Genomic DNA, 18,835 nt, shown 5'->3' with positions numbered 1-18,835 from the left:
CTTCCCGGGTTCTGGTGTTTCGGTCCTGGATGCTGCGAGAGACTCCGGTAGCGGTCGCTTGTGTCCGTTTGCCATCGTGAGCGCTGTCCAAGGGGTTGGCCTTTTTGTCCGAACTGAACGACGAGTCCCGTGGGGGAACATCGCGGCCGGTCGCGTACCGCGAGCGCTCGTTCGTGCCTGACGAGCTGACCGACATCGAATTGCTGCACGCCCACGTCCGTGGCAAGCGGCATGCCTTCGCGGAGCTGCTGCGCAGGCACAACGATCACCTCTGGCAGACCGCGCTGCGCACGTCCTACACCCGCGAGGACGCGGCCGACTGCCTGCAGGACGCGTTGCTCTCCGCACACCGCACTGCCGCCTCGTTCCGCGCGGAGGCGGAGGTGCGCAGCTGGCTGCACGCGATCGTGGTCAATGCCTGCCTGGACCGGATCAGGCGCAACAAGACGCGGCGCGCTATCTCGCTGTCGCCGGAGAACATGCCCGAACCGAGGGACGAACGCGACAATATGGCCGAGCTCGAGATGTCGCTCGTCATCGACCGCGCGCTGTTCTCCCTGCCGCCTGACCAGCGGACGGCGCTCGTCGCTATCGACCTGGAGGGGTATAGCGTGGCGGAAGCGGCCGCAATGCTCGGGGTGCCGGAGGGCACGATCAAGAGCCGGTGTGCACGCGCGAGACAGCGCCTGCAAGAGCGCCTGGAATTTTTGCGGGATCCGGGGAACCGGAAGTAGTTGAGATGCGTCATTAATAGTGACGAACCACTAGACGATATACATGCTGTCCCCCGCACCTGCGGTGGGACCATCGCAATGACACATAAGCGCGATGTCGGACATCCACGACGTCAGATGAGAAAACCGGAGGTGCGATGGCGACCAGATCCGTTCCGCAGCCTCCGTTCTCGGCCGAACTGCTCGCCGATCTTCATGCCGATAACCTCGCACCGGATCTGGGAGAGCAATTGTGGCCCGTGGTACGTGCCGACCCGGAGGCCCTGGGATATCTGCATTCACTCGACGAGGTGAGCGAGGGGCTACGCACGCTCGGCCGCGACGACCACATCATCCATGCGATGCCCGCCGACGTGGCGGCTCGGCTGGAGCAATTCGTCGGCGGGCTCGATGAAGAGGAAGAGCCGGAGGTCCGCCCGCACGGCATCGCGGCACCGATCTCCCTCGACGATCGCCGCCCCCGCAGACTCCGTTGGCTCGCCGCCGCGGCGGCCGCCGTCGTGATCGTCGCCTCCGCCGCCGGCGCGTTGTCGATGTTCGGGGGCAACGAGGACGCCCCGACCGCCCAGCCGACCACCGGCAATGTCGAACTCGAACTCGGTGACAATCTGAACACCACCGCCGCGCTCAGCGTGCTCGGCCGCAACGACGTCACCGGTCCGCTGGGCAGCCAGGCGGCCCTGAACCGCTGCGTGCGCGCCAACGGCCTCGACCGCACCGTCCTGGGCTCGACCAACACCACCTTCCACGGCAACGCCTCGGTGCTGATCCTGGTCACCGGCCCGCGTCCGCACAAGATCACCGCGATCGTCGTCGGGATCGGTTGCACCACCGACGATCCGCAACAGTTGGCCCTCACCGACATCGGATAAAGCGGTCGAGACGTTCGACCACACCCTTGCGCGGGAACAACAACGTTTAGGCTGTTGTTAATCGACACGTCCTGTTTTCTCCCTCGGAAGGGCCCCATGAGTGCGCCAGTTCGCGACTTGATCATCGTCGGCTCCGGACCCGCCGGCTACACCGCGGCCGTCTACGCCGCCCGCGCCGAGCTCCAGCCGCTCCTGTTCGAAGGGACCCAATTCGGCGGCGCCCTGATGACGACAACCGAGGTCGAGAACTTCCCCGGTTTCCGTGACGGCATCATGGGCCCCGACCTGATGGAGGAAATGCGCGAGCAGGCCAAGCGGTTCGGCGCGGACATCCGGACCGAGGACGTGGACGCGATCGACCTCAGCGGTCCGATCAAGACCGTGACCGTCGGCGACGAGACGCATCAGGCCTACGCCGTGATCCTCGCCATGGGCTCGGCTGCGCGCTACCTCAATGTGCCGGGTGAGCAGAAACTGCTCGGCCGCGGCGTCAGCGCCTGCGCCACCTGCGATGGTTTCTTCTTCAAGGGCCAGGACATCGTCGTGGTCGGCGGTGGTGACTCCGCGATGGAGGAGGCCACCTTCCTGACCAAGTTCGCCGCGAGCGTGACCATCGTGCACCGCCGCGAGGAGTTCCGTGCCTCACGCATCATGCTCGAGCGGGCCAAGGCAAACGACAAGATCAAGTTCCTGCTCAACGCCGAGATCGCCTCGGTCAACGGTGACACCAGTGTGGCAAGCCTGACGCTGCGCGACACCCGCACCGGCGAGACCTCGGAGCTGCCCGCGACCGGCCTGTTCGTGGCGATCGGCCACGATCCGCGCAGCGAACTGGTCAGTGGCCAGGTCGAACTCGACGACGAGGGCTACGTCCAGGTGCTGCACCCGTCGACGGCCACCAAGGTGCCCGGCGTCTTCGCCGCTGGCGACCTGGTCGATCACACCTACCGGCAGGCGATCACCGCCGCGGGCACCGGCTGCCGCGCGGCGATCGACGCCGAGCGCTGGCTCGCCGACCAGGGCGACATCAGCGCCAACACCCTGGACCACGCGGGCAGCCCGGTTGCCGTGCCCGCCAACTGATCTCATTACTTTTTTCCATCGCAAGGAGATAGCCCATGTCCAAGAGTGCCAATACGGTCACCGTCACCGACGCGTCCTTCGCCGATGACGTGCTGCTCAGCGAGAAGCCCGTACTCGTGGACTTCTGGGCCGACTGGTGCGGCCCGTGCAAGATGGTCGCCCCGGTGCTGGAGGAGATCGCCGACGCGTACGCGGACAAGCTGACCGTCGCCAAGCTGGACGTGGACGCGAACCCCGGCACCGCCCGCGATTATCAGATCCTTTCGCTCCCAACTATGATGCTGTTTTCAGGTGGTAAGCCGGTCAAGCAGATCGTGGGAGCCAAGGGCAAAGCCGCCCTGTTGCGCGAGCTCGAAGGCGTCATCTGACGCGAATTCGAGTCCCCAAAGGCCGCCGTTATCCAACGACGCGCCGTAGGATGCCTGGATCCGGGAATTGTCGAATTCCCGTCCGGGTCTGAGACAATCGACCGGACCTCCGCTTGTGCGAACGGTGTACGCCGTCGCACGAGTGAGTACTTGGGTTGACGGAAGGAAAGGGCTCTCACGCATGCACCGACTTCGTCACGGCGATACCGGTCCGGCCGTCGCCGAGATTCGGAGCAGCCTGGCAGGTCTCGGGTTTCTGCATCTGCACACCCTCGGCACCGATCACGCCGATGCGCGTGAGTACTGGAAGGACACCGACGCGTCCTTCGACCGGCAGGTGGACTCAGCGGTTCGTGCCTTCCAACAGCACCGCGGACTGCTTGTCGACGGCATTGTCGGACCTGCCACCTATCGAGCCATCAAAGAGGCGTCCTATCGCCTCGGTGCCCGCACACTGATCTATCAGCTGTCCGCGCCGCTCTACGGTGACGACGTGGCGACCTTGCAGCGCAGGCTGCAGGACCTAGGTTTCTACGTGCACCGCGTCGATGGCTACTTCGGTCCGCACACCCACGAGGGCCTTACGGCGTTCCAACGAGAGATCGGGCTGGCCGCTGACGGCATCTGCGGCCCGGACACGTTGCGGTCGCTGGAACTGCTCGGTGCGCGCGTCACCGGCGGCAATCCGCACCGCATCGCCGAAGAAGAAGTGGTGCACCGGGCCGGGCCACAGCTGACGGGGAAGCGCATCGTCATCGATCCCGGTCTCGGTGGCCAGGACAAGGGGCATCCGGTGCCCACCGAATACGGCGACGTCTACGAGTCAGAGATCCTGTGGGATCTGGCAAGCCGGTTGGAGGGCCGGATGGCCGCCACCGGCATGGAGACCTTCCTGTCCCGGCCGTGGGGCGCGAACCCCTCCGACGCCGAACGGGCCGATACCTCCAACGCCTTCGATGCCGACCTGATGATCTCGCTGCGCTGCGGGACCAACCCGAGCCCGTCGGCGAACGGCGTCGCGAGCTTCCACTTCGGCAACTCGCACGGCTCGGTGTCGATGATCGGCCAGGTGCTTGCCGGCTTCATCCAGCGTGAGGTTGTCGCGCGAACGTCGTTGCAGGACTGTCGACTTCACGCCCGTACCTGGGACCTGCTGCGCCTGACCAAGATGCCGACCGTGCAGGTCGATATCGGTTATCTCACAAATGAATACGACGCGACGGTGCTCACCAACCCGCGGATGCGCGACGTGATCGCCGAGGCCATCCTGATTTCGGTGAAGCGGCTGTATCTGCTCGGCCAGGACGATCAACCAACGGGCACATACACTTTCGCAGAACTACTTGCCGAAGAACTGGCCGCGGCCGACCGCGTGTAGTGAAATTTGGTTCCCGAACAGCTACGCCCCCGCCGACTTCCGTCAGCGGGGGCGTAGTCGTCTGTGGCCCGAGGTCAGGCCGCGCCGATCCGGAAGGGGACAGTCAGCGCCGCCGCCGCGAGCAGTTGATCGAGCGCCCGTTCCACGTCTTCCTTCCAGCCGTGGTCGGAGTCGAGTTCCAGACGCAGCCGCGGGAACCGGTGATGCTGCGCCACCACCTCGAAGCCGACGTCCTCCAGGAAGTCGGCGTTGATCATGCACGTTTCGGGCGAGCACCGAGTCGCCGCACTCGCCGAGCCCGACTCACGGACCGGTGAACCGATGCGCTCCATCAGGGTCATCGACCCGAGTACTCGATCGGACATCGCCTTGGTCGGCGGATCGGTGCGGATACCGAAGGCCTCCAGCGCCCGAACGCCACGGCGCACCAGATCGGCCACCACGGCCGATATGAGCCGGTGACCTACATCGGCATCGGGATAGGGCCATTCGGCGCTCAGCGTGGTCAGCAGGACCGCGTCCGGGCTTACCGGCGAGGTGGGGAAGAGGGTGGCGCGTGGCACGGCGCTAGGCGGTGAGTACAACGCGCAGCCCGCCACGTTGCCGTTCACGTTCGCCACCTGCCCGCACGAGCCCCATTCCAGCATCACCGTCGAGAGCCAGGCTTCCTTCTCGAAGACCGGATCGGCGAACTCCCGCGAGTTCTCGGCGACAGCGGGGTCGATCTCCCAGAACACACAACGCCGGGCGTGTGTGGGGAGTTTGTCCAGTCCGCCGAGGGTAAGTGCTGTGACGCTGGTCGACACCGCTCTACTCAGCCTCCAGCTGTCCGATTCATCCACGCTCACGCCGCATCCATATTTGCTCGCCAGCAAGAATAAGCGATCAACGAGATCCCGCCTCATTCCACGTCACTGTGCTATTGGTCGGGTGCCTTGCGCCGGCGCCACCGAGAGTGTCACGCCGATGCCGCATCCCATTATTTTCCGCGCCGTCACTGTGACGTTTCGACGCCAGGCCCGTACTTACCGGAAACACGTGGCCATTTTCGCCATTTTCGTCACGTACCGAGCTGCTGTTGCTCCATCATGCTGACGATGCGCTCGAGATCTTCGACCGAGCCGAATTCGACAACGATCTTGCCCTTGCGCTTGCCGAGACTCACCGTGACCCGCGTATCGAAAGATTCCGACAACCGCTCGGCGACATCCTGCAGACCCGGCATATGGATCGGCTTGCGACGGGGAGCAGTCGGGGCGGCGGCGTCCGGATTCCGGTTCGCGAGGGTGACGGATTCCTCGGTTGCGCGGACCGACAATCCCTCGGCGACGATGCGAGCGGCAAGCACCTCTTGGGCGTCCGCCCCCGCCTCTAGACCGAGCAAGGCACGAGCGTGACCCGCGGACAGCACACCGGCCGCCACCCGCCGCTGCACGGGGATCGGCAGCTTCAGCAAACGGATCATATTCGTCACGACCGGTCGGGACCGGCCGATTCGCGATGCCAGTTCCTCGTGGGTGACATCGAATTCTTCGAGCAACTGCTGATAGGCCGCCGCCTCTTCGAGCGGGTTGAGTTGCACTCGATGGATGTTTTCCAGCAGTGCGTCGCGCAGCATCGACTCATCGGCGGTCTCACGAACGATCGCCGGAATCGCGGTAAGCCCGGCCTCCTGGCAGGCTCGCCAGCGCCGCTCGCCCATGACGATCTGGAACCGGTCCACACCGGGCTCGACCCGGCGCACCACGATCGGCTGCATCAGACCGAACTCACGGATGGAGTGCACCAGCTCGGCGAGCGCCTCCTCCTCGAAGACGTGCCGCGGCTGCTTCGGATTCGGCTCGATCTGCTCCGGATCGATCTCACGATAGATCGCGCCACCGGGGGAGGAGAGCTCCTCCTCGGTCGGGTCGGGTACCCGATGCAGGAACGCGGAGGCGGGCTGCGGTCCGATCGGATCGAGACCGATCACCACATTCGCCGCGGCACTGCCGAGACCCGGTGCGGCCGCCGGCCCCGTCGGGATCAACGCGGCGAGGCCGCGCCCTAGCCCACCCTTCTTCGCCTGAGTCATCGGTCTACCGATCCCTTCTCTGTTCGCCACCACGCCAATCCAACCGACAGCTTCGGGTCACTGTGCGCCTTCCGCTGCCTCACGCCGAGGCACCGCGCGCGCCGCCATCTCGCGACCGGCATCGAGGTAGCTCATCGCACCTCGGGAGCCTGGATCATAATCGAGCACCGTCATGCCGTAGCCCGGTGCTTCGGAGACCTTCACACTGCGGGGGATCACGGAGCGCAACACCACATCGCCGAAGTGTCCACGCACCTCCTCCGCTACCTGGTCGGCCAGTTTGGTCCGGCCGTCGTACATCGTGAGAACCACGGTAGAGACGTGCAATTCGGGATTGAGATGCGCCTGCACGAGGCCGATGTTGCGCAGCAGCTGACCGACACCCTCCAGCGCGTAGTACTCGCACTGGATCGGGATCAGCACCTCCTTGGCGGCGACCATCGCATTGACGGTGAGCAACCCGAGGGATGGCGGGCAATCGATCATCACGTAATCGATGTCGTAGCCCACGAGATTCGCCTCTTGGATCGCGGCCTTGAGCCGCCCCTCTCGCGCCACCATCGACACCAGTTCGATCTCGGCACCGGCCAGATCAATGGTCGCTGGAATGCATAGAAGGCGCGGGCTGTGCGGGCTCTGCTGGATCGCGTCCTTCACCGAGATCTCGCCGATAAGGAGTTCGTAACTCGACGGGATACCTGAGTGATGCTCGACGCCGAGGGCAGTGCTTGCGTTACCCTGCGGATCGAGGTCGATCACGAGAACTGTCATCCCTTGATGCGCCAGGGCGGCCGCGAGATTGACCGCAGTCGTCGTCTTACCGACGCCGCCCTTTTGATTGGCAATGGTGATGATGCGTTGCTCGTGCGGTTTCGGCACTGTCACCTTTCCTGGATGCAATATCTGACTGGCGCGTTGCGCTTCGGCCGCGATCGGGGTCTCACTAGCGGAGATGTGCCCGAACGGTGTGCTTCCGAAGGCCTCCGCATCGAGATTGCTGGAGTCCAGCATCCCCGGCACGCGCGACGTAGTTTCCCGTGAAACATTCGCCGGACCACCGCTCGACATAGACAGCTCCTAACGCGAGAACTCCAGATCACGAGCTGCCGACGATCGTCGGCGCCGTGTCATCAATAGCTGTGTCGGATCGAACTTGATGCTCAATCGGGACCGCGGCGCCCGATCGACCGAGCGGAGGTTTCGCCGCTGTGACACCGAAATCCCTCCGTGGCACCAACGCTCACGCCCGACGAGCACTAGCTTGCCAGCCCCGAGCGCGATTAGAAAGCTGAATCGCGGCAACGGACACACGACACGCAAATCTGCGGCGATTCTCACTAACGCGAGTGAAGTTTCGATCAACCGAGCTCATGTTTCACATGAAACGTTGCACAGAATCCGAATGACATTCGAACATCGCGGGAACGTTTCACATGAAACATTGACCCGAACTTCCGCTACTTCGCCTTTCGGGCTTGCCGGGCGGCGCGGCGCGGTGACCGTTCGGTCCGAGGCAGGCGCTCGGCACTGATCACCAGTGTGGGTGTCGAAACGATTCCGGTGCCGCACTCGACGACGGTCGCGTTGCCCGCGCCCGCGCGAGCCAAAGCGGCGGCGTCGCGCTCGAGCTCCTCGACGGCGCTCATCCCTTTCAGCGCCAGCATCCGTCCGTGATCGCGGAGCAGGGGGAGTGACCACTGCGCAAGCTTCGCCAGTGGCGCTACCGCGCGAGAGGTGACTACATCGGCGCCGCCCGCTTCTTTCATCACGCCTGACTGCTCGGCCCGGCCGCGCACGACGGTGATGTCGAGTCCTGCCGACTCGATGAATTCACTGAGGAAAATGGTGCGCCGCAGCAAGGGCTCGACCAAGGTGATTCGGAGGTCCGGTCGCGCGATCGCCAATGGGATTCCCGGCAGGCCCGCACCGCTGCCGATGTCGACCACGGTCGCGCCTTCGGCGATCAGTTCTCCGAGCACCGCACAGTTCAGGATGTGCCGGTCCCAGAGTCGGGGGACCTCGCGAGGACCGATCAGACCACGCTCAACTCCGGCGGCGGCCAGTGCATCGCAGTAGCGACGCGCGAGATCGAGGCGGTCGCCGAACACTGTGGCGGCGATCGCGGGCGGCTCCAGCTCGGCCGACGACGCGGTGCTTCCACTGAGATCTCGTTCCACGTGAAACATCCTTCCGAACTCGAGCCGATCGGGCAGCTGGCATGAATAAGGGCCCCCGGTCCGAAAACCAGAGGCCCTATCCAACCATTGCTCATCCGGTCGCCAATCATGGCGTCCCGGAAGCTGGTTCAGGAGGGTACGACGACCACGTGCCGATTCGGCTCGACGCCTTCGCTCTCGCTACTGACTCCATCGACCGCGGCCACCGCGTCGTGGACGATCTTGCGCTCGAACGGGGTCATCGGATCCAGCGGCTCCGGTTCGCCCGACTCGAGCACCCGCTGCGCGGCAGCGGTGCCGAGCAAACTCAGCTCGGCGCGACGATCGGCGCGCCAGCCCGCCACGTCGAGCATCAGCCGACTGCGCACGCCGGTGGTCTGCTGGACGGCAAGCCGAGTCAACTCTTGCAGTGCGTCCAGCACCTCACCGTTGCGGCCGACCAGCTTGGTCAGGTCGCTGCCGCCATCGATACTGACGATGGCGCGATCGCCCTCGACGTCGAGGTCGATATCACCGTCGAAGTCGAGCACGTCGAGCAACTGCTCGAGGTAGTCGCCCGCGATCTCACCCTCTTCGATCAGAGCTTCCTCGGCATCGCTCGCGGCTTCGCCGGGCTCCGCCCCGGTCTCCGCTTCACGACCCGTCGTGGTGTCCACCATCGTCGTCGTCGCCACAGTGGCGTCCCCTCCGTCGGTCTCAACAGTCATTTGATTTCCTTCATCTGCTTATCGCGCGGACCCGGCACTGGCGCCGGACGGAAACGCGATCAGGGGTTGCTCGATGCGTTCAGCGCCGACGCTTTTGGTTCGGGCGTCCTCGGGTTCCCGGCCGCCGCTGGCCACCGGACCTACGCTGCCCGGATGCCTTGCCCGCGGCGGGCTTCGCAGTGCCGTTGGTCGACGCCGGAGCGTCGGTCGGTTCGTCGTCGACCGTTTCGGCATCGACGGATTCGTCGTCGACCGATGTCTGCTTCTTCTTCGTACTGATCGGCTTAGCGCCGGGCTTCGGCGCATTCTGTGCTCGCAGCTCCAGCTTCGCCTGCTTCTTCTCTTCTTCTTCCTTGGCCATCCGGCCGAAGACGAGGTGCTGCTGCCCGTAGGTCCAAATGTTGTTGGACACCCAGTAGAGCAGGATGGCGATCGGCAGGAACGGACCACCGACGAGCACGCCGAGCGGGAACACCCACAGCGCGAGCTTGTTCATCATCGCGGCCTGCGGGTTGGCGGCGGCCTCGGGAGTCTGGCGCTGCACGGAGGCGCGAGCGTTGAAGTGCGTTGCCAGTCCGGCGATGATCATCAACGGAATCGAGACGAGGGCGATGCTCAGCTTGGACGGCACGCCGCCCCATTCGGCGAATGCCTCCAGCTGGCTGGGCGGGCTGGTGATGAAGGCCGAGATGGGAGCGCCGAAGATACGCGCGGTCAGAAAGGACTGGACATCGGTGGCGCTGAAGACGTAGTTCGGCGTGTGTGCGTTGTCGTAGGCCGACATGCCGAGCTGGCCGATACCGGTGCCGGTGCGGTTGAACGAGCGCAGTACATGGAACAAACCGAGGAACACCGGCACCTGCGCCAGGATCGGCAGGCAGCCCATCACCGGATTGAAGCCGTGGTCCTTCTGAAGCTTCTGCATCTCCGTCGCCATCTTCTGGCGGTCGTTCTTGTACTTCTTTTGCAGCTCCTTGATCTGGGGCTGCAACTCCTGCATCTGCTTGGTCGTGCGTACCTGCTTCACGAATGGCTTGTAGAGCAACACTCGCAGCGTGAACACCAGGAACACCACGGCGAGGGCCCAGGTGAGTCCGTTGTCCGCGCCGAACGCGAACCCGAAGACCCGATGCCAGAACCAGAGGATCCAGGACACCGGGTAATAAATGAAGTCGAGCACGGCTCTATGCACTCCCGTCGTTCGTGTCGCCGATCACCGCACGCGGTGATCCTTTACAAGCATCTGGCGCCGGCGTCGCAGGGTCGGCGGCCGCCTCGTTCCGTGCGCGTCTTCCGCGTTCCGGAACGGGGTCCCACCCACCAGGGTGCCAGGGCGCACATTTGGCCAATCGCACGACCGTCAATACGAGGCCGACGAACAGTCCGCGAGTGCGTAGCGCGGTGACGGCATACTCGCTACACGTCGGAGTGAAACGGCACACAGGCATGCGAGTGGGGGAGACGTATGTGCGGTACAGCTCGATAGCAAAGATCAGTGCGTTGGCAGGCAGCCGAGCGACGGTCGCGGTGAAACTCGCTGCGCCCGTGGTTCGCTCGCGGTGTTCGCTCACGACGACCGACCGCCACTGGCCGGGTCATGGGATTCGGTCGCGATGCCGAGTTTGCGCAGCGCGCCGCGCAGTTGGCGAAGCAACTCGTCGGAGTCGGCCGCCGCGGCGCCGGGTAACGCACGGATCACGATGTCGGTCTCGGCAGGTAGTTCGGCGATCGTCTTGGCGCACATATGACGCAGGCGGCGAGCCACACGGTGTCGAACCACCGCGGAGCCCACCGCCTTGCTGACAATCAATCCGAACCGTGGCCCGCCGATGCGAACCAACGACCCGACTGTTGCCGGGTCGTCCTGTCGTTCATTCGCGCCCACGTCTCCGTCATACCCGCGCACAAGCGCGTGTACGACCAGATCTCGCCTCCCGATTCGCTGGCCGCGGCGCACCGTCCGGGAGAAGTCGGCACGATGATGCAACCGATACGGCTCAGGCAACACCCGAGCGTCCGAATGCGAAGATCAGGCAGTGAGGGTCTTGCGGCCCTTGCCGCGACGCGCGGAAACGATGGCGCGACCCGCACGGGTCCGCATCCGGAGACGGAAGCCGTGAACACGCGCCCGACGACGGTTGTTCGGCTGGAACGTCCGCTTGCCCTTGGCCACGGTCAACACTCCTCGAGTAGGTGGGCACCAGTCGGCACCCGAAGCTTGGGTAATTCGTAATTCGCGATGAATCGCAGTCTGGTCATCATCGGCGCGCGTCGGTCCTGGCGCACAGGTCTGGCTTACCAACCGAGGTCAGCACAGGACCGTCACCGCACCAAGGGGTGACTGTACGAGGGTACTGATCGGCTAAGAGCGGGTCAAACTCGGCCCACCCTGCCGGAGTTACGCGCTCGCGCTTCGACGGTGAGTTCGTCCACACCCCTAGCCACGAACCGGCATGTAGCCACGCCGGTAGCTAGATGATTGCCACAGAGCCGCAGGTCCCAGCCTTGTCATGGCAGAATACGAGCGCGTTTCACATTTCCCCAGAGTTCTCCACATCTGTGGATAATTGTGTGGAAAGACCCCTGGAGTGGCATATTCGTAGAGCCGACGGTGCCACGTCGCCGCCCGGGACAGGGGAATCCGGGGCAGCGTCCGAACCTAACGGACGTACGCGGGATCATCAAAATCTACCTTCTCCGGTAGCTGCCCACGTACCCCGGCCGTCTGCTCCTATCGCCTACTTCCGGGGAGGAAATTGCATGGACGACGAGCAGAACGTGTTGGCCACGGTGTGGCCCGAGGTGGTTGCCGAGCTCACCACCGGCTCACCCGATGGTGCCATCCCACCGGTGACCCGAGCGCAGCAGGCCTGGCTGAAGCTGGTCAAGCCGCTGACGGTGGCCCAGGGATTCGCCCTGCTCTCGGTGCCCTCGTCGCTGGCTCAGGAGGCCATCGAACGCGATCTGCGCGAACCGATCCTGCGCTCGCTGGCCCGGCGCCTCGGTCCCCAGGTGGAAGGGCTCGGCGTCCGTATCGCCGCACCGACCAATCAACCGTCCGAGCGACCCGGCAATTCGGCCCGCCACGCGCGGATGACCAGCAGGCCGGAGCGCAGCAGGGATGCGGGACGCGGGCCAACCGGTTATCCGTCGGCCGACTATCCCGGCCGTAGTGACTATCAGGCGCCGCGCTACGCCCCTCAGAACGAATACCCGGCCCCCCAGAACGACTACCAGGCCGCGCCCAACGACTACGCCGCACAGTCCAACGACTACGCGCCGACGTCGGACTACCCCGGTCAAAACTACGAACCCGAGTACGCGCCGTCACAGGAGTACGCACCCTCCGCCGAGTACACACCCAACGGCGACTACCACCAGGAGGAGTACCCGAACCGCGGCGACTACTCGAGCCAAGCCGCGCACAGGGAAGGCCAAGGTCCTCCCACACCTGCGGTGATGCCCGCGCAGCGCAGGGAGCCCGGGATGCCGCCGCGCCGCGATTCCATCCCACCCGGGCAGGAGTCGCTGTTCACCCCCGAGCCCGGACCGGCGCCGATGCGCGGACCGTCCAGGTCCCCGATGCGCGAGGGCGGCCCTAACGAGGATCCCGCGATCGCCGCCGCGCACGAATCGGTCCGCGAGCAGATGCCGCGCGAGCAGATTTCCGACAATCAACGCGACCACGACGACGAACCCGTCGTCAACGTCCGTAACTCCTGGCCGACCTACTTCACCAAGACCCAGGAATCCCCGGCCCAGTCCAACTCCTCGGCCAGCCTCAATGCGAAGTACACCTTCGACACATTCGTGATCGGCGCGTCCAACCGCTTCGCGCACGCCGCGGCCGTGGCCATCGCCGAGGCGCCTGCCAGGGCTTATAACCCACTGTTCGTCTGGGGAGCTTCGGGTCTGGGCAAGACCCACCTGTTGCACGCGGCGGGCCACTACGCCCAGCGGCTGTTTCCCGGCATGCGGGTGAAGTACGTCTCGACCGAAGAATTCACCAACGACTTCATCAACAGCCTGCGCGACGACCGCAAGGTCGCCTTCAAGCGCCGCTACCGCGAGACCGACATTCTGCTCGTCGACGACATCCAGTTCATCGAGGGTAAGGAAGGTATCCAGGAGGAGTTCTTCCATACCTTCAACACCCTGCACAACGCCAACAAACAGATCGTGGTCTCCTCGGACCGGCCGCCCAAGCAGCTGGCCACCCTGGAGGAACGGCTGCGCACACGGTTCGAGTGGGGCCTGATCACCGATGTGCAGCCGCCGGAGTTGGAGACGCGCATCGCGATCCTGCGGAAAAAGGCACGGATGGACCGGCTCGACGTGCCGCACGACGTTCTGGAGCTGATCGCAGGGCGGGTCGAGCGCAACATCCGCGAGCTGGAGGGTGCGCTGATCCGGGTGACCGCGTTCGCCTCATTGAACGGTCAGCCCTTGAATCTGCCGCTTGCCGAGGTCGTGCTGCGTGATCTGATGCCCGACACCGCGACCCTGGAGATCAACGCCGCGACGATCATGGCCGTCACCGCCGAGTACTTCAACACCACGCTCGAGGAGCTGACGGGGCCGGGCAAGGCCCGGCCGCTCGCCCAGGCGCGGCAGATCGCGATGTATCTGTGCCGCGAGCTCACCGATCTGTCGCTGCCGAAGATCGGTCAGGCCTTCGGCCGCGACCACACCACGGTCATGTACGCGGACAAGAAAGTGCGCAAGGAGATGACCGAGCGACGCCGGGTCTACGACCAGGTGCAAGAACTAACAGCCCGAATTAAACAACGTTCGCGCTGACCAGGTACTAACAACCCCGCACCGCCCCTGAACTGGGGCGGTGCTTTTTTGTGGCCTGTGGATTCCTCGAGGAATCCCTGTGGAGTCCTCGAGGAAACTCCGAGTTGTGCACTGGTTCGTGCACAGGCTGGGGGAGCGGGTCCGGCGGCGGTACTAACAGGGGTGGATTCCACAGTTTGCACAGCGACCGTTACTCACAGACTCTGACCAGCGCGGTACTCGGTCAGCGGCTTGTGGACCACTCGAGGATTCCCTGTTGAGTCCTCGAGGATTCCTCGAGTTGTCCACGTATCGGTGCACACGTGTGAACAACAGGGTGAATTTGGTGGAACAACTCGAGGAGCACTCGAGGATGGATCTCGAACAACTTCGGAGCTTCCACAGACCCCTCCGGTTCATCCTCGAGTCACCCCATGTCCATCCCCACGGCACCACACCCTCGGACCTGCGAAAACGGCCTCGGTCCACAGATTCCACAGTGCCTACTACTACTTCAGTTCTTCTCCTTAGAGAACTCTCTTCAAAAGAGGGTGTGTGGAAAGTCCGTTGGTGAGCGTCGCCTCCGAGCCACTAGCTCGAAAGCGGGCAAGGACATGAACCGGGACCGATCCACAGACCGCGCGGACTCGGCTCGGACATCGATGACTTCCGTGCGGCCGCACTCCGAGCCGGATGAGTACTCGGTTGATCGGCTCGGAGGGTCGGACTAGGTTCCGGTGCCCCACACGAGTACGGTTTGGTGTCGGTCACCTGTGCCAGACTTTTCAGGCGGCCGATTCAGCAACACCCCGTTCGAAGACTGACGAGCCGAGATAGATCACGGAACCGGGAGAGGACAGATCGGGCGATGGAGCTTGCAGGCATGAAGTTTCGGGTCGCACGAGAAGACTTCGCCGAATCCGTTGCGTGGGTGGCGCGTAGCCTCCCGTCGCGGCCTCCCGTCCCGGTGCTCGGTGGTGTGCTGCTCGTTGCCGATGAGGGCGGGCTCACCGTCTCCGGCTTCGACTACGAGGTGTCAGCGCAGATGCGGGTCGCGGCCGAGGTCGCGGGTCCGGGCCAGGTGCTGGTCTCCGGCCGACTGCTCGCGGACATCACAAAGGCGCTGTCCAACAAACCCGTCGACGTATCGCTCGACGGCACGCGGGTGTTGATCGCCTGTGGCAGTGCGAAGTTCTCGCTACCAACCATGCCGGTCGAGGATTACCCCCAGCTTCCCGAGGTGCCCCAGCAGACCGGTGAACTGAGCGTCGAGGTCTTCTCCGAGGCCGTCGGTCAGGTCGCTGTCGCCGCGGGTCGCGACGACACCCTGCCCATGCTCACCGGCATCAGGGTCGAGATCGAGGGATCCAAGGTGGTGCTCGCGGCCACCGACCGGTTCCGGCTCGCAGTCCGGCACATCGAATGGCAGCCTGCCCGAACCGATATCGAGACCTCGGTTCTCATCCCCGCGCGGACGCTTTCGGAAGCCGCGAAGACGCTGGGCACCTCCGATGCCCCGGTTCAGCTGTCGCTCGGCACCGGCTCCGGATCGGGTTCGGATGGTCTGCTCGGCATCGTGAACGCGGGTCGGCGGACCACGACCCGGCTGTTGGATGCCGAGTTCCCCAAATTCCGTCAGCTGCTGCCGAAGGAACACACCTCGATTGCCACCCTCCAGGTAGCGACGTTGACCGAGGCCATCAAACGTGTCGCCCTTGTCGCCGAGCGCGGCGCTCAGGTACGCCTGGAGTTCTCCAGTGAGGGCGTGATGCTTGCCGCGGGCGGCGACGACGCGGGACGCGCCGAGGAGTGGCTCGAGGCCGACTTCCGTGGCGAATCGCTCACCATCGCATTCAATCCCGGCTACCTCATCGACGGATTGTCCGCGCTGCACACCGACCGGGTCACCTTCGGGTTCACCACACCGAGCCGTCCCGCGGTGCTGCTGCCGGCCAGTGACGAAGAGCCGAAGGTGCTCGAGTCGGGCGCCTTCGTCGCACTCGAAAGCGTGTACACCTACCTGCTGATGCCGGTTCGGCTTCCGGGCTGAGCGTCTGTGCATGATCGGGTGCCGTGCGCTCCGGCGCGAGCGACAGCGTCGCATGGTTCGAACCTCACGGGGGCGCAATCTATCCACAGTTCATCCACAGGGTGTGATCGGCCGCCAACTCATTCGTCGTTCTCGCGGCCTCGACCAACTCTGGGGCCTCTACCAGCAACGATGATGCTCGAGTCGGGGTAGACCGTGTTCATCAGTGCGCTGTCGCTGCGCGATTTCCGGTCCTGGGAGCACGCGGAACTCGAATTATCCCCAGGTCGAACAGTCTTCCTCGGCTCGAACGGCAACGGCAAGACGAACCTGCTCGAGGCGATCGGCTACCTCGCCACACTCGGTTCGCATCGGGTCGCCGCCGATGCGCCGCTGATTCGGATCGGTGCCGAGCGCGCCAGGATCGGCACGACCGTCGTGAACGCGGGCCGCCAGCTCCGGATCGATCTGGAACTGAATCAGGGCACCGCCAACCGAGGTCAGATCAACCGGTCACCGGTGCGGAGGCCGCGCGAGATTCTCGGCATCCTTCAGACGGTGCTGTTCGCGCCGGAGGATCTCGCGCTTGTGCGCGGCGATCCCGGCGAGCGCAGGCGGTTCATGGACGAGTTGTGCACAGCGAGGCTGCCTCGGCTCGCCGCGGTCCGTGCCGACTACGACCGAGTGCTGCGGCAGCGGTCCGCGCTGCTGAAAACCGCGGGGAGACAAGGACGATCGCGGGGATCGGCCTCCGGTTCGAACACCGAACTGACCACTCTCGACGTCTGGGACGGGCATCTGGCCACCCACGCCTCGATGCTGCTCGCTGAACGCCTGCGGCTGGTACACGACCTGTATCCCTATCTCGCACAGTCCTATGCGTCGATCGCTCCCGAATCACGGCCCGCCACAATCGGTTACCGCAGTGCAACGCTGCCGCCGGAATTCCTCGATCCGGCACGTGCGCCGCTGCCCGCCGACACCGAGGCATTGGAGGCGATCATGCTGCGGGAACTGGCGGCGGCGCGGCCGAAAGAGTTGGAGCGCGGCGTCTGCCTGGTCGGCCCGCACCGCGACGACCTCGAGCTGATGCTCGGTAGCGCACCTGCCAAGGGATTCGCCAGCCACGGCGAATCATGGTCGTTCGCCCTTGCCCTTCGCCTCGCCGCGTTCGAACTGTTGCGTGCCACCGGGCCAGAGCCGGTATTGCTGCTCGACGATGTCTTCGCCGAACTCGACCGACGCAGGCGCACCGCACTCGCGGAGGTGGCCGCGGGCGCCGAGCAGGTGTTGATCACCGCGGCCGTGCCGGAGGACGTGCCCGCGGAACTGGCGGCGGTGCCGTTGCGAGTGGAAACCAGCGGCGGTGCGGACGGTCGGATCTCCCGGATCATCGATCCCGTGGCGGAGTCGGTCGAGCCGCCGCCGGCCGAGCCAGCGGGTGCTGCCGACGACGTCGGAAACAGTCCAGGTAGCTCGTCCGCGACCGGATGACGGGCTACCGGCATCTGTCGGTGTGCTCCCGTACAGTGACCATGCGTCGGAGGTGCTGTCGTCGCCGCGAACAGCTCGGCCCGACTATCGACACTTGTGGATAAATCGGCCGGGCCAGCCGTTTCACGGGCCGGTGTGCACCGGCCCACCGCGGTATCGGCCGATGCTCGACAACGAGAAAAACGCCGAGATGGGCGTGGAATGTGGTGGCCGACACCCTTATCGGGGCATTCGGCCGCGGAATCCTTTGCCGTACAAGCGCAAGCCGTCGGCTTGGGGACAAAGTGAACAAAGCTGGGGACAAAGCAAGTGCGTGCGAACGGAGCAGGTCGATGAGCGATCAGCCTGAGCAGGGCACCCCCGCGCCGGAACCCGGTGCGGAGCAGGAGCTACGCGGAGTAGATCTGGCCAGGCGGGCACTCGAGGAGGCCCGCGCGGCAGCCAAGGCCAGCGGTAAGTCGGTAGGGCAGGGCCGCGCGTCGCCGCGCAGGAACCTGCGGGCCGGGGGTAGGCGTCGCTCCGGATGGTCGGGCGCGCGGCCGGACGAGCGTGATCCGCAGACACTCGGTCGGCTGACCGGATCGATCGCCAAGAATCGCGGCTGGTCGACGAAAGTCGCCGAAGGGATGGTTCTCGGCCGCTGGTCCAGCGTCGTCGGTGACGATATCGCCTCCCATGCCACGCCGATGACACTGAAGGACGGCGTACTCAGCATCGCCGCGGAATCGACCGCATGGGCGACGCAGCTGCGCATGCTGCAGGCGCAGATCCTCGCGAAGATCAATGCCGCGGTCGGCCAGGGGGTTGTCACCTCGGTGCGCATCTCGGGCCCTGCGGCCCCGAGCTGGCGCAAAGGGGAACGGCACGTCAAAGGTCGCGGGCCGAGGGACACCTACGGGTAGGCGGCTCTTGCGCGGCTTCAGGGGCGGACTTCGTCGGCGTACCTGCTTCGTCGAGACCGTTCCACGTGAAACTGTTCATCGGGTTCACCGGAGGAGTAACCGATTCCAGCCGCTTCGCGGCAACCGAATTCCGGTCCCGAACAACGATGGACGAAACGACGGCGAGGCCGGGTCACGGGCGGCAACTCTCAGGGCAGCCGAGATGGATTGAAACCCTCGGGAGGCGGAACGGACCCGT

Annotated in this window: 18 protein-coding genes; 9 read left to right on the top strand and 9 right to left on the bottom strand. The window is 65.0% G+C overall.

Annotated features, from left to right (window positions below; all coding sequences use genetic code 11):
* The first annotated feature begins 173 nt into the window (after nt 1–173).
* The 5 genes from sigM to ACLMAJ_RS26280 all read left to right on the top strand — a co-directional run bounded on the left by sigM (nt 174) and on the right by ACLMAJ_RS26280 (nt 4,435).
* On the top strand, nt 174–734 hold the full coding sequence (gene sigM, locus ACLMAJ_RS26300) for an RNA polymerase sigma factor SigM (RefSeq protein WP_412016669.1): 561 nt from the start codon (nt 174–176) through the stop codon (nt 732–734).
* Between the two features lie 137 nt (nt 735–871).
* A complete protein-coding gene (locus tag ACLMAJ_RS26295; protein WP_412016507.1) occupies nt 872–1,606 on the top strand; it encodes a hypothetical protein in 735 nt (244 codons plus the stop codon).
* A 96-nt stretch (nt 1,607–1,702) separates the two neighbouring features.
* A complete protein-coding gene (gene trxB / locus ACLMAJ_RS26290; protein WP_412016506.1) occupies nt 1,703–2,689 on the top strand; it encodes a thioredoxin-disulfide reductase in 987 nt (328 codons plus the stop codon).
* A 35-nt stretch (nt 2,690–2,724) separates the two neighbouring features.
* Nucleotides 2,725–3,057: a thioredoxin gene (gene trxA / locus ACLMAJ_RS26285; protein WP_412016505.1), complete on the top strand. Its 333-nt coding sequence runs from the start codon at nt 2,725–2,727 to the stop codon at nt 3,055–3,057.
* Between the two features lie 181 nt (nt 3,058–3,238).
* A complete protein-coding gene (locus ACLMAJ_RS26280) occupies nt 3,239–4,435 on the top strand; it encodes an N-acetylmuramoyl-L-alanine amidase (RefSeq protein ID WP_412016504.1) in 1,197 nt (398 codons plus the stop codon).
* A gap of 74 nt (nt 4,436–4,509) precedes the next feature.
* Here the strand turns inward: ACLMAJ_RS26280 and ACLMAJ_RS26275 are convergent, their stop codons facing one another.
* The 9 genes from ACLMAJ_RS26275 to rpmH form a co-directional block, all read right to left on the bottom strand.
* Nucleotides 4,510–5,241: a GNAT family N-acetyltransferase gene (locus ACLMAJ_RS26275; RefSeq protein WP_412016668.1), complete on the bottom strand. Its 732-nt coding sequence runs from the start codon at nt 5,239–5,241 to the stop codon at nt 4,510–4,512.
* Nucleotides 5,242–5,495: 254 nt separating this feature from the next.
* A complete protein-coding gene (locus ACLMAJ_RS26270) occupies nt 5,496–6,509 on the bottom strand; it encodes a ParB/RepB/Spo0J family partition protein (protein WP_412016503.1) in 1,014 nt (337 codons plus the stop codon).
* A 57-nt stretch (nt 6,510–6,566) separates the two neighbouring features.
* Entirely contained in the window at nt 6,567–7,520 is a 954-nt protein-coding gene (locus ACLMAJ_RS26265) for a ParA family protein (protein WP_412016667.1), read from the bottom strand.
* Nucleotides 7,521–7,966: 446 nt separating this feature from the next.
* Nucleotides 7,967–8,695: a 16S rRNA (guanine(527)-N(7))-methyltransferase RsmG gene (gene rsmG, locus ACLMAJ_RS26260; protein WP_412016502.1), complete on the bottom strand. Its 729-nt coding sequence runs from the start codon at nt 8,693–8,695 to the stop codon at nt 7,967–7,969.
* 119 nt (nt 8,696–8,814) lie between these two features.
* Nucleotides 8,815–9,345, bottom strand: a complete 531-nt coding sequence (locus ACLMAJ_RS26255; protein ID WP_412016666.1) for a Jag family protein — start codon at nt 9,343–9,345, stop codon at nt 8,815–8,817.
* Nucleotides 9,346–9,472: 127 nt separating this feature from the next.
* A complete protein-coding gene (gene yidC / locus ACLMAJ_RS26250; protein WP_412016501.1) occupies nt 9,473–10,573 on the bottom strand; it encodes a membrane protein insertase YidC in 1,101 nt (366 codons plus the stop codon).
* 4 nt (nt 10,574–10,577) lie between these two features.
* The gene (yidD, locus tag ACLMAJ_RS26245) at nt 10,578–10,964 is read right to left on the bottom strand and encodes a membrane protein insertion efficiency factor YidD (protein WP_412016500.1); all 387 of its coding nucleotides are present in this window, start codon (nt 10,962–10,964) and stop codon (nt 10,578–10,580) included.
* Nucleotides 10,961–11,401, bottom strand: a complete 441-nt coding sequence (rnpA, locus tag ACLMAJ_RS26240) for a ribonuclease P protein component (RefSeq protein ID WP_412016498.1) — start codon at nt 11,399–11,401, stop codon at nt 10,961–10,963. The genes yidD and rnpA overlap by 4 nt, the downstream gene beginning before the upstream one ends.
* A gap of 21 nt (nt 11,402–11,422) precedes the next feature.
* Complete coding sequence (gene rpmH / locus ACLMAJ_RS26235) at nt 11,423–11,566, bottom strand: 50S ribosomal protein L34 (protein WP_209885332.1); 144 nt, start codon at nt 11,564–11,566, stop codon at nt 11,423–11,425.
* Nucleotides 11,567–12,153: 587 nt separating this feature from the next.
* On the opposite strand from rpmH, the gene dnaA reads away from it, so the two are divergent.
* The 4 genes from dnaA to ACLMAJ_RS26215 all read left to right on the top strand — a co-directional run bounded on the left by dnaA (nt 12,154) and on the right by ACLMAJ_RS26215 (nt 18,597).
* Entirely contained in the window at nt 12,154–14,193 is a 2,040-nt protein-coding gene (dnaA, locus tag ACLMAJ_RS26230) for a chromosomal replication initiator protein DnaA (protein WP_412016497.1), read from the top strand.
* Nucleotides 14,194–15,040: 847 nt separating this feature from the next.
* On the top strand, nt 15,041–16,222 hold the full coding sequence (dnaN, locus tag ACLMAJ_RS26225) for a DNA polymerase III subunit beta (protein WP_412016496.1): 1,182 nt from the start codon (nt 15,041–15,043) through the stop codon (nt 16,220–16,222).
* Between the two features lie 195 nt (nt 16,223–16,417).
* Complete coding sequence (recF, locus tag ACLMAJ_RS26220) at nt 16,418–17,695, top strand: DNA replication/repair protein RecF (RefSeq protein WP_412016495.1); 1,278 nt, start codon at nt 16,418–16,420, stop codon at nt 17,693–17,695.
* A 332-nt stretch (nt 17,696–18,027) separates the two neighbouring features.
* Nucleotides 18,028–18,597: a DUF721 family protein gene (locus ACLMAJ_RS26215; protein WP_412016494.1), complete on the top strand. Its 570-nt coding sequence runs from the start codon at nt 18,028–18,030 to the stop codon at nt 18,595–18,597.
* Nucleotides 18,598–18,835: the final 238 nt, after the last annotated feature.

It is taken from the genome of Nocardia arseniciresistens (assembly GCF_046764875.1).
Classification (GTDB): Bacteria; Actinomycetota; Actinomycetes; order Mycobacteriales; family Mycobacteriaceae; genus Nocardia; species Nocardia arseniciresistens.
The sequence above is the reverse complement of the archived record's forward strand: the minus strand, read 5'-3'. Positions and strand labels throughout refer to the sequence as shown.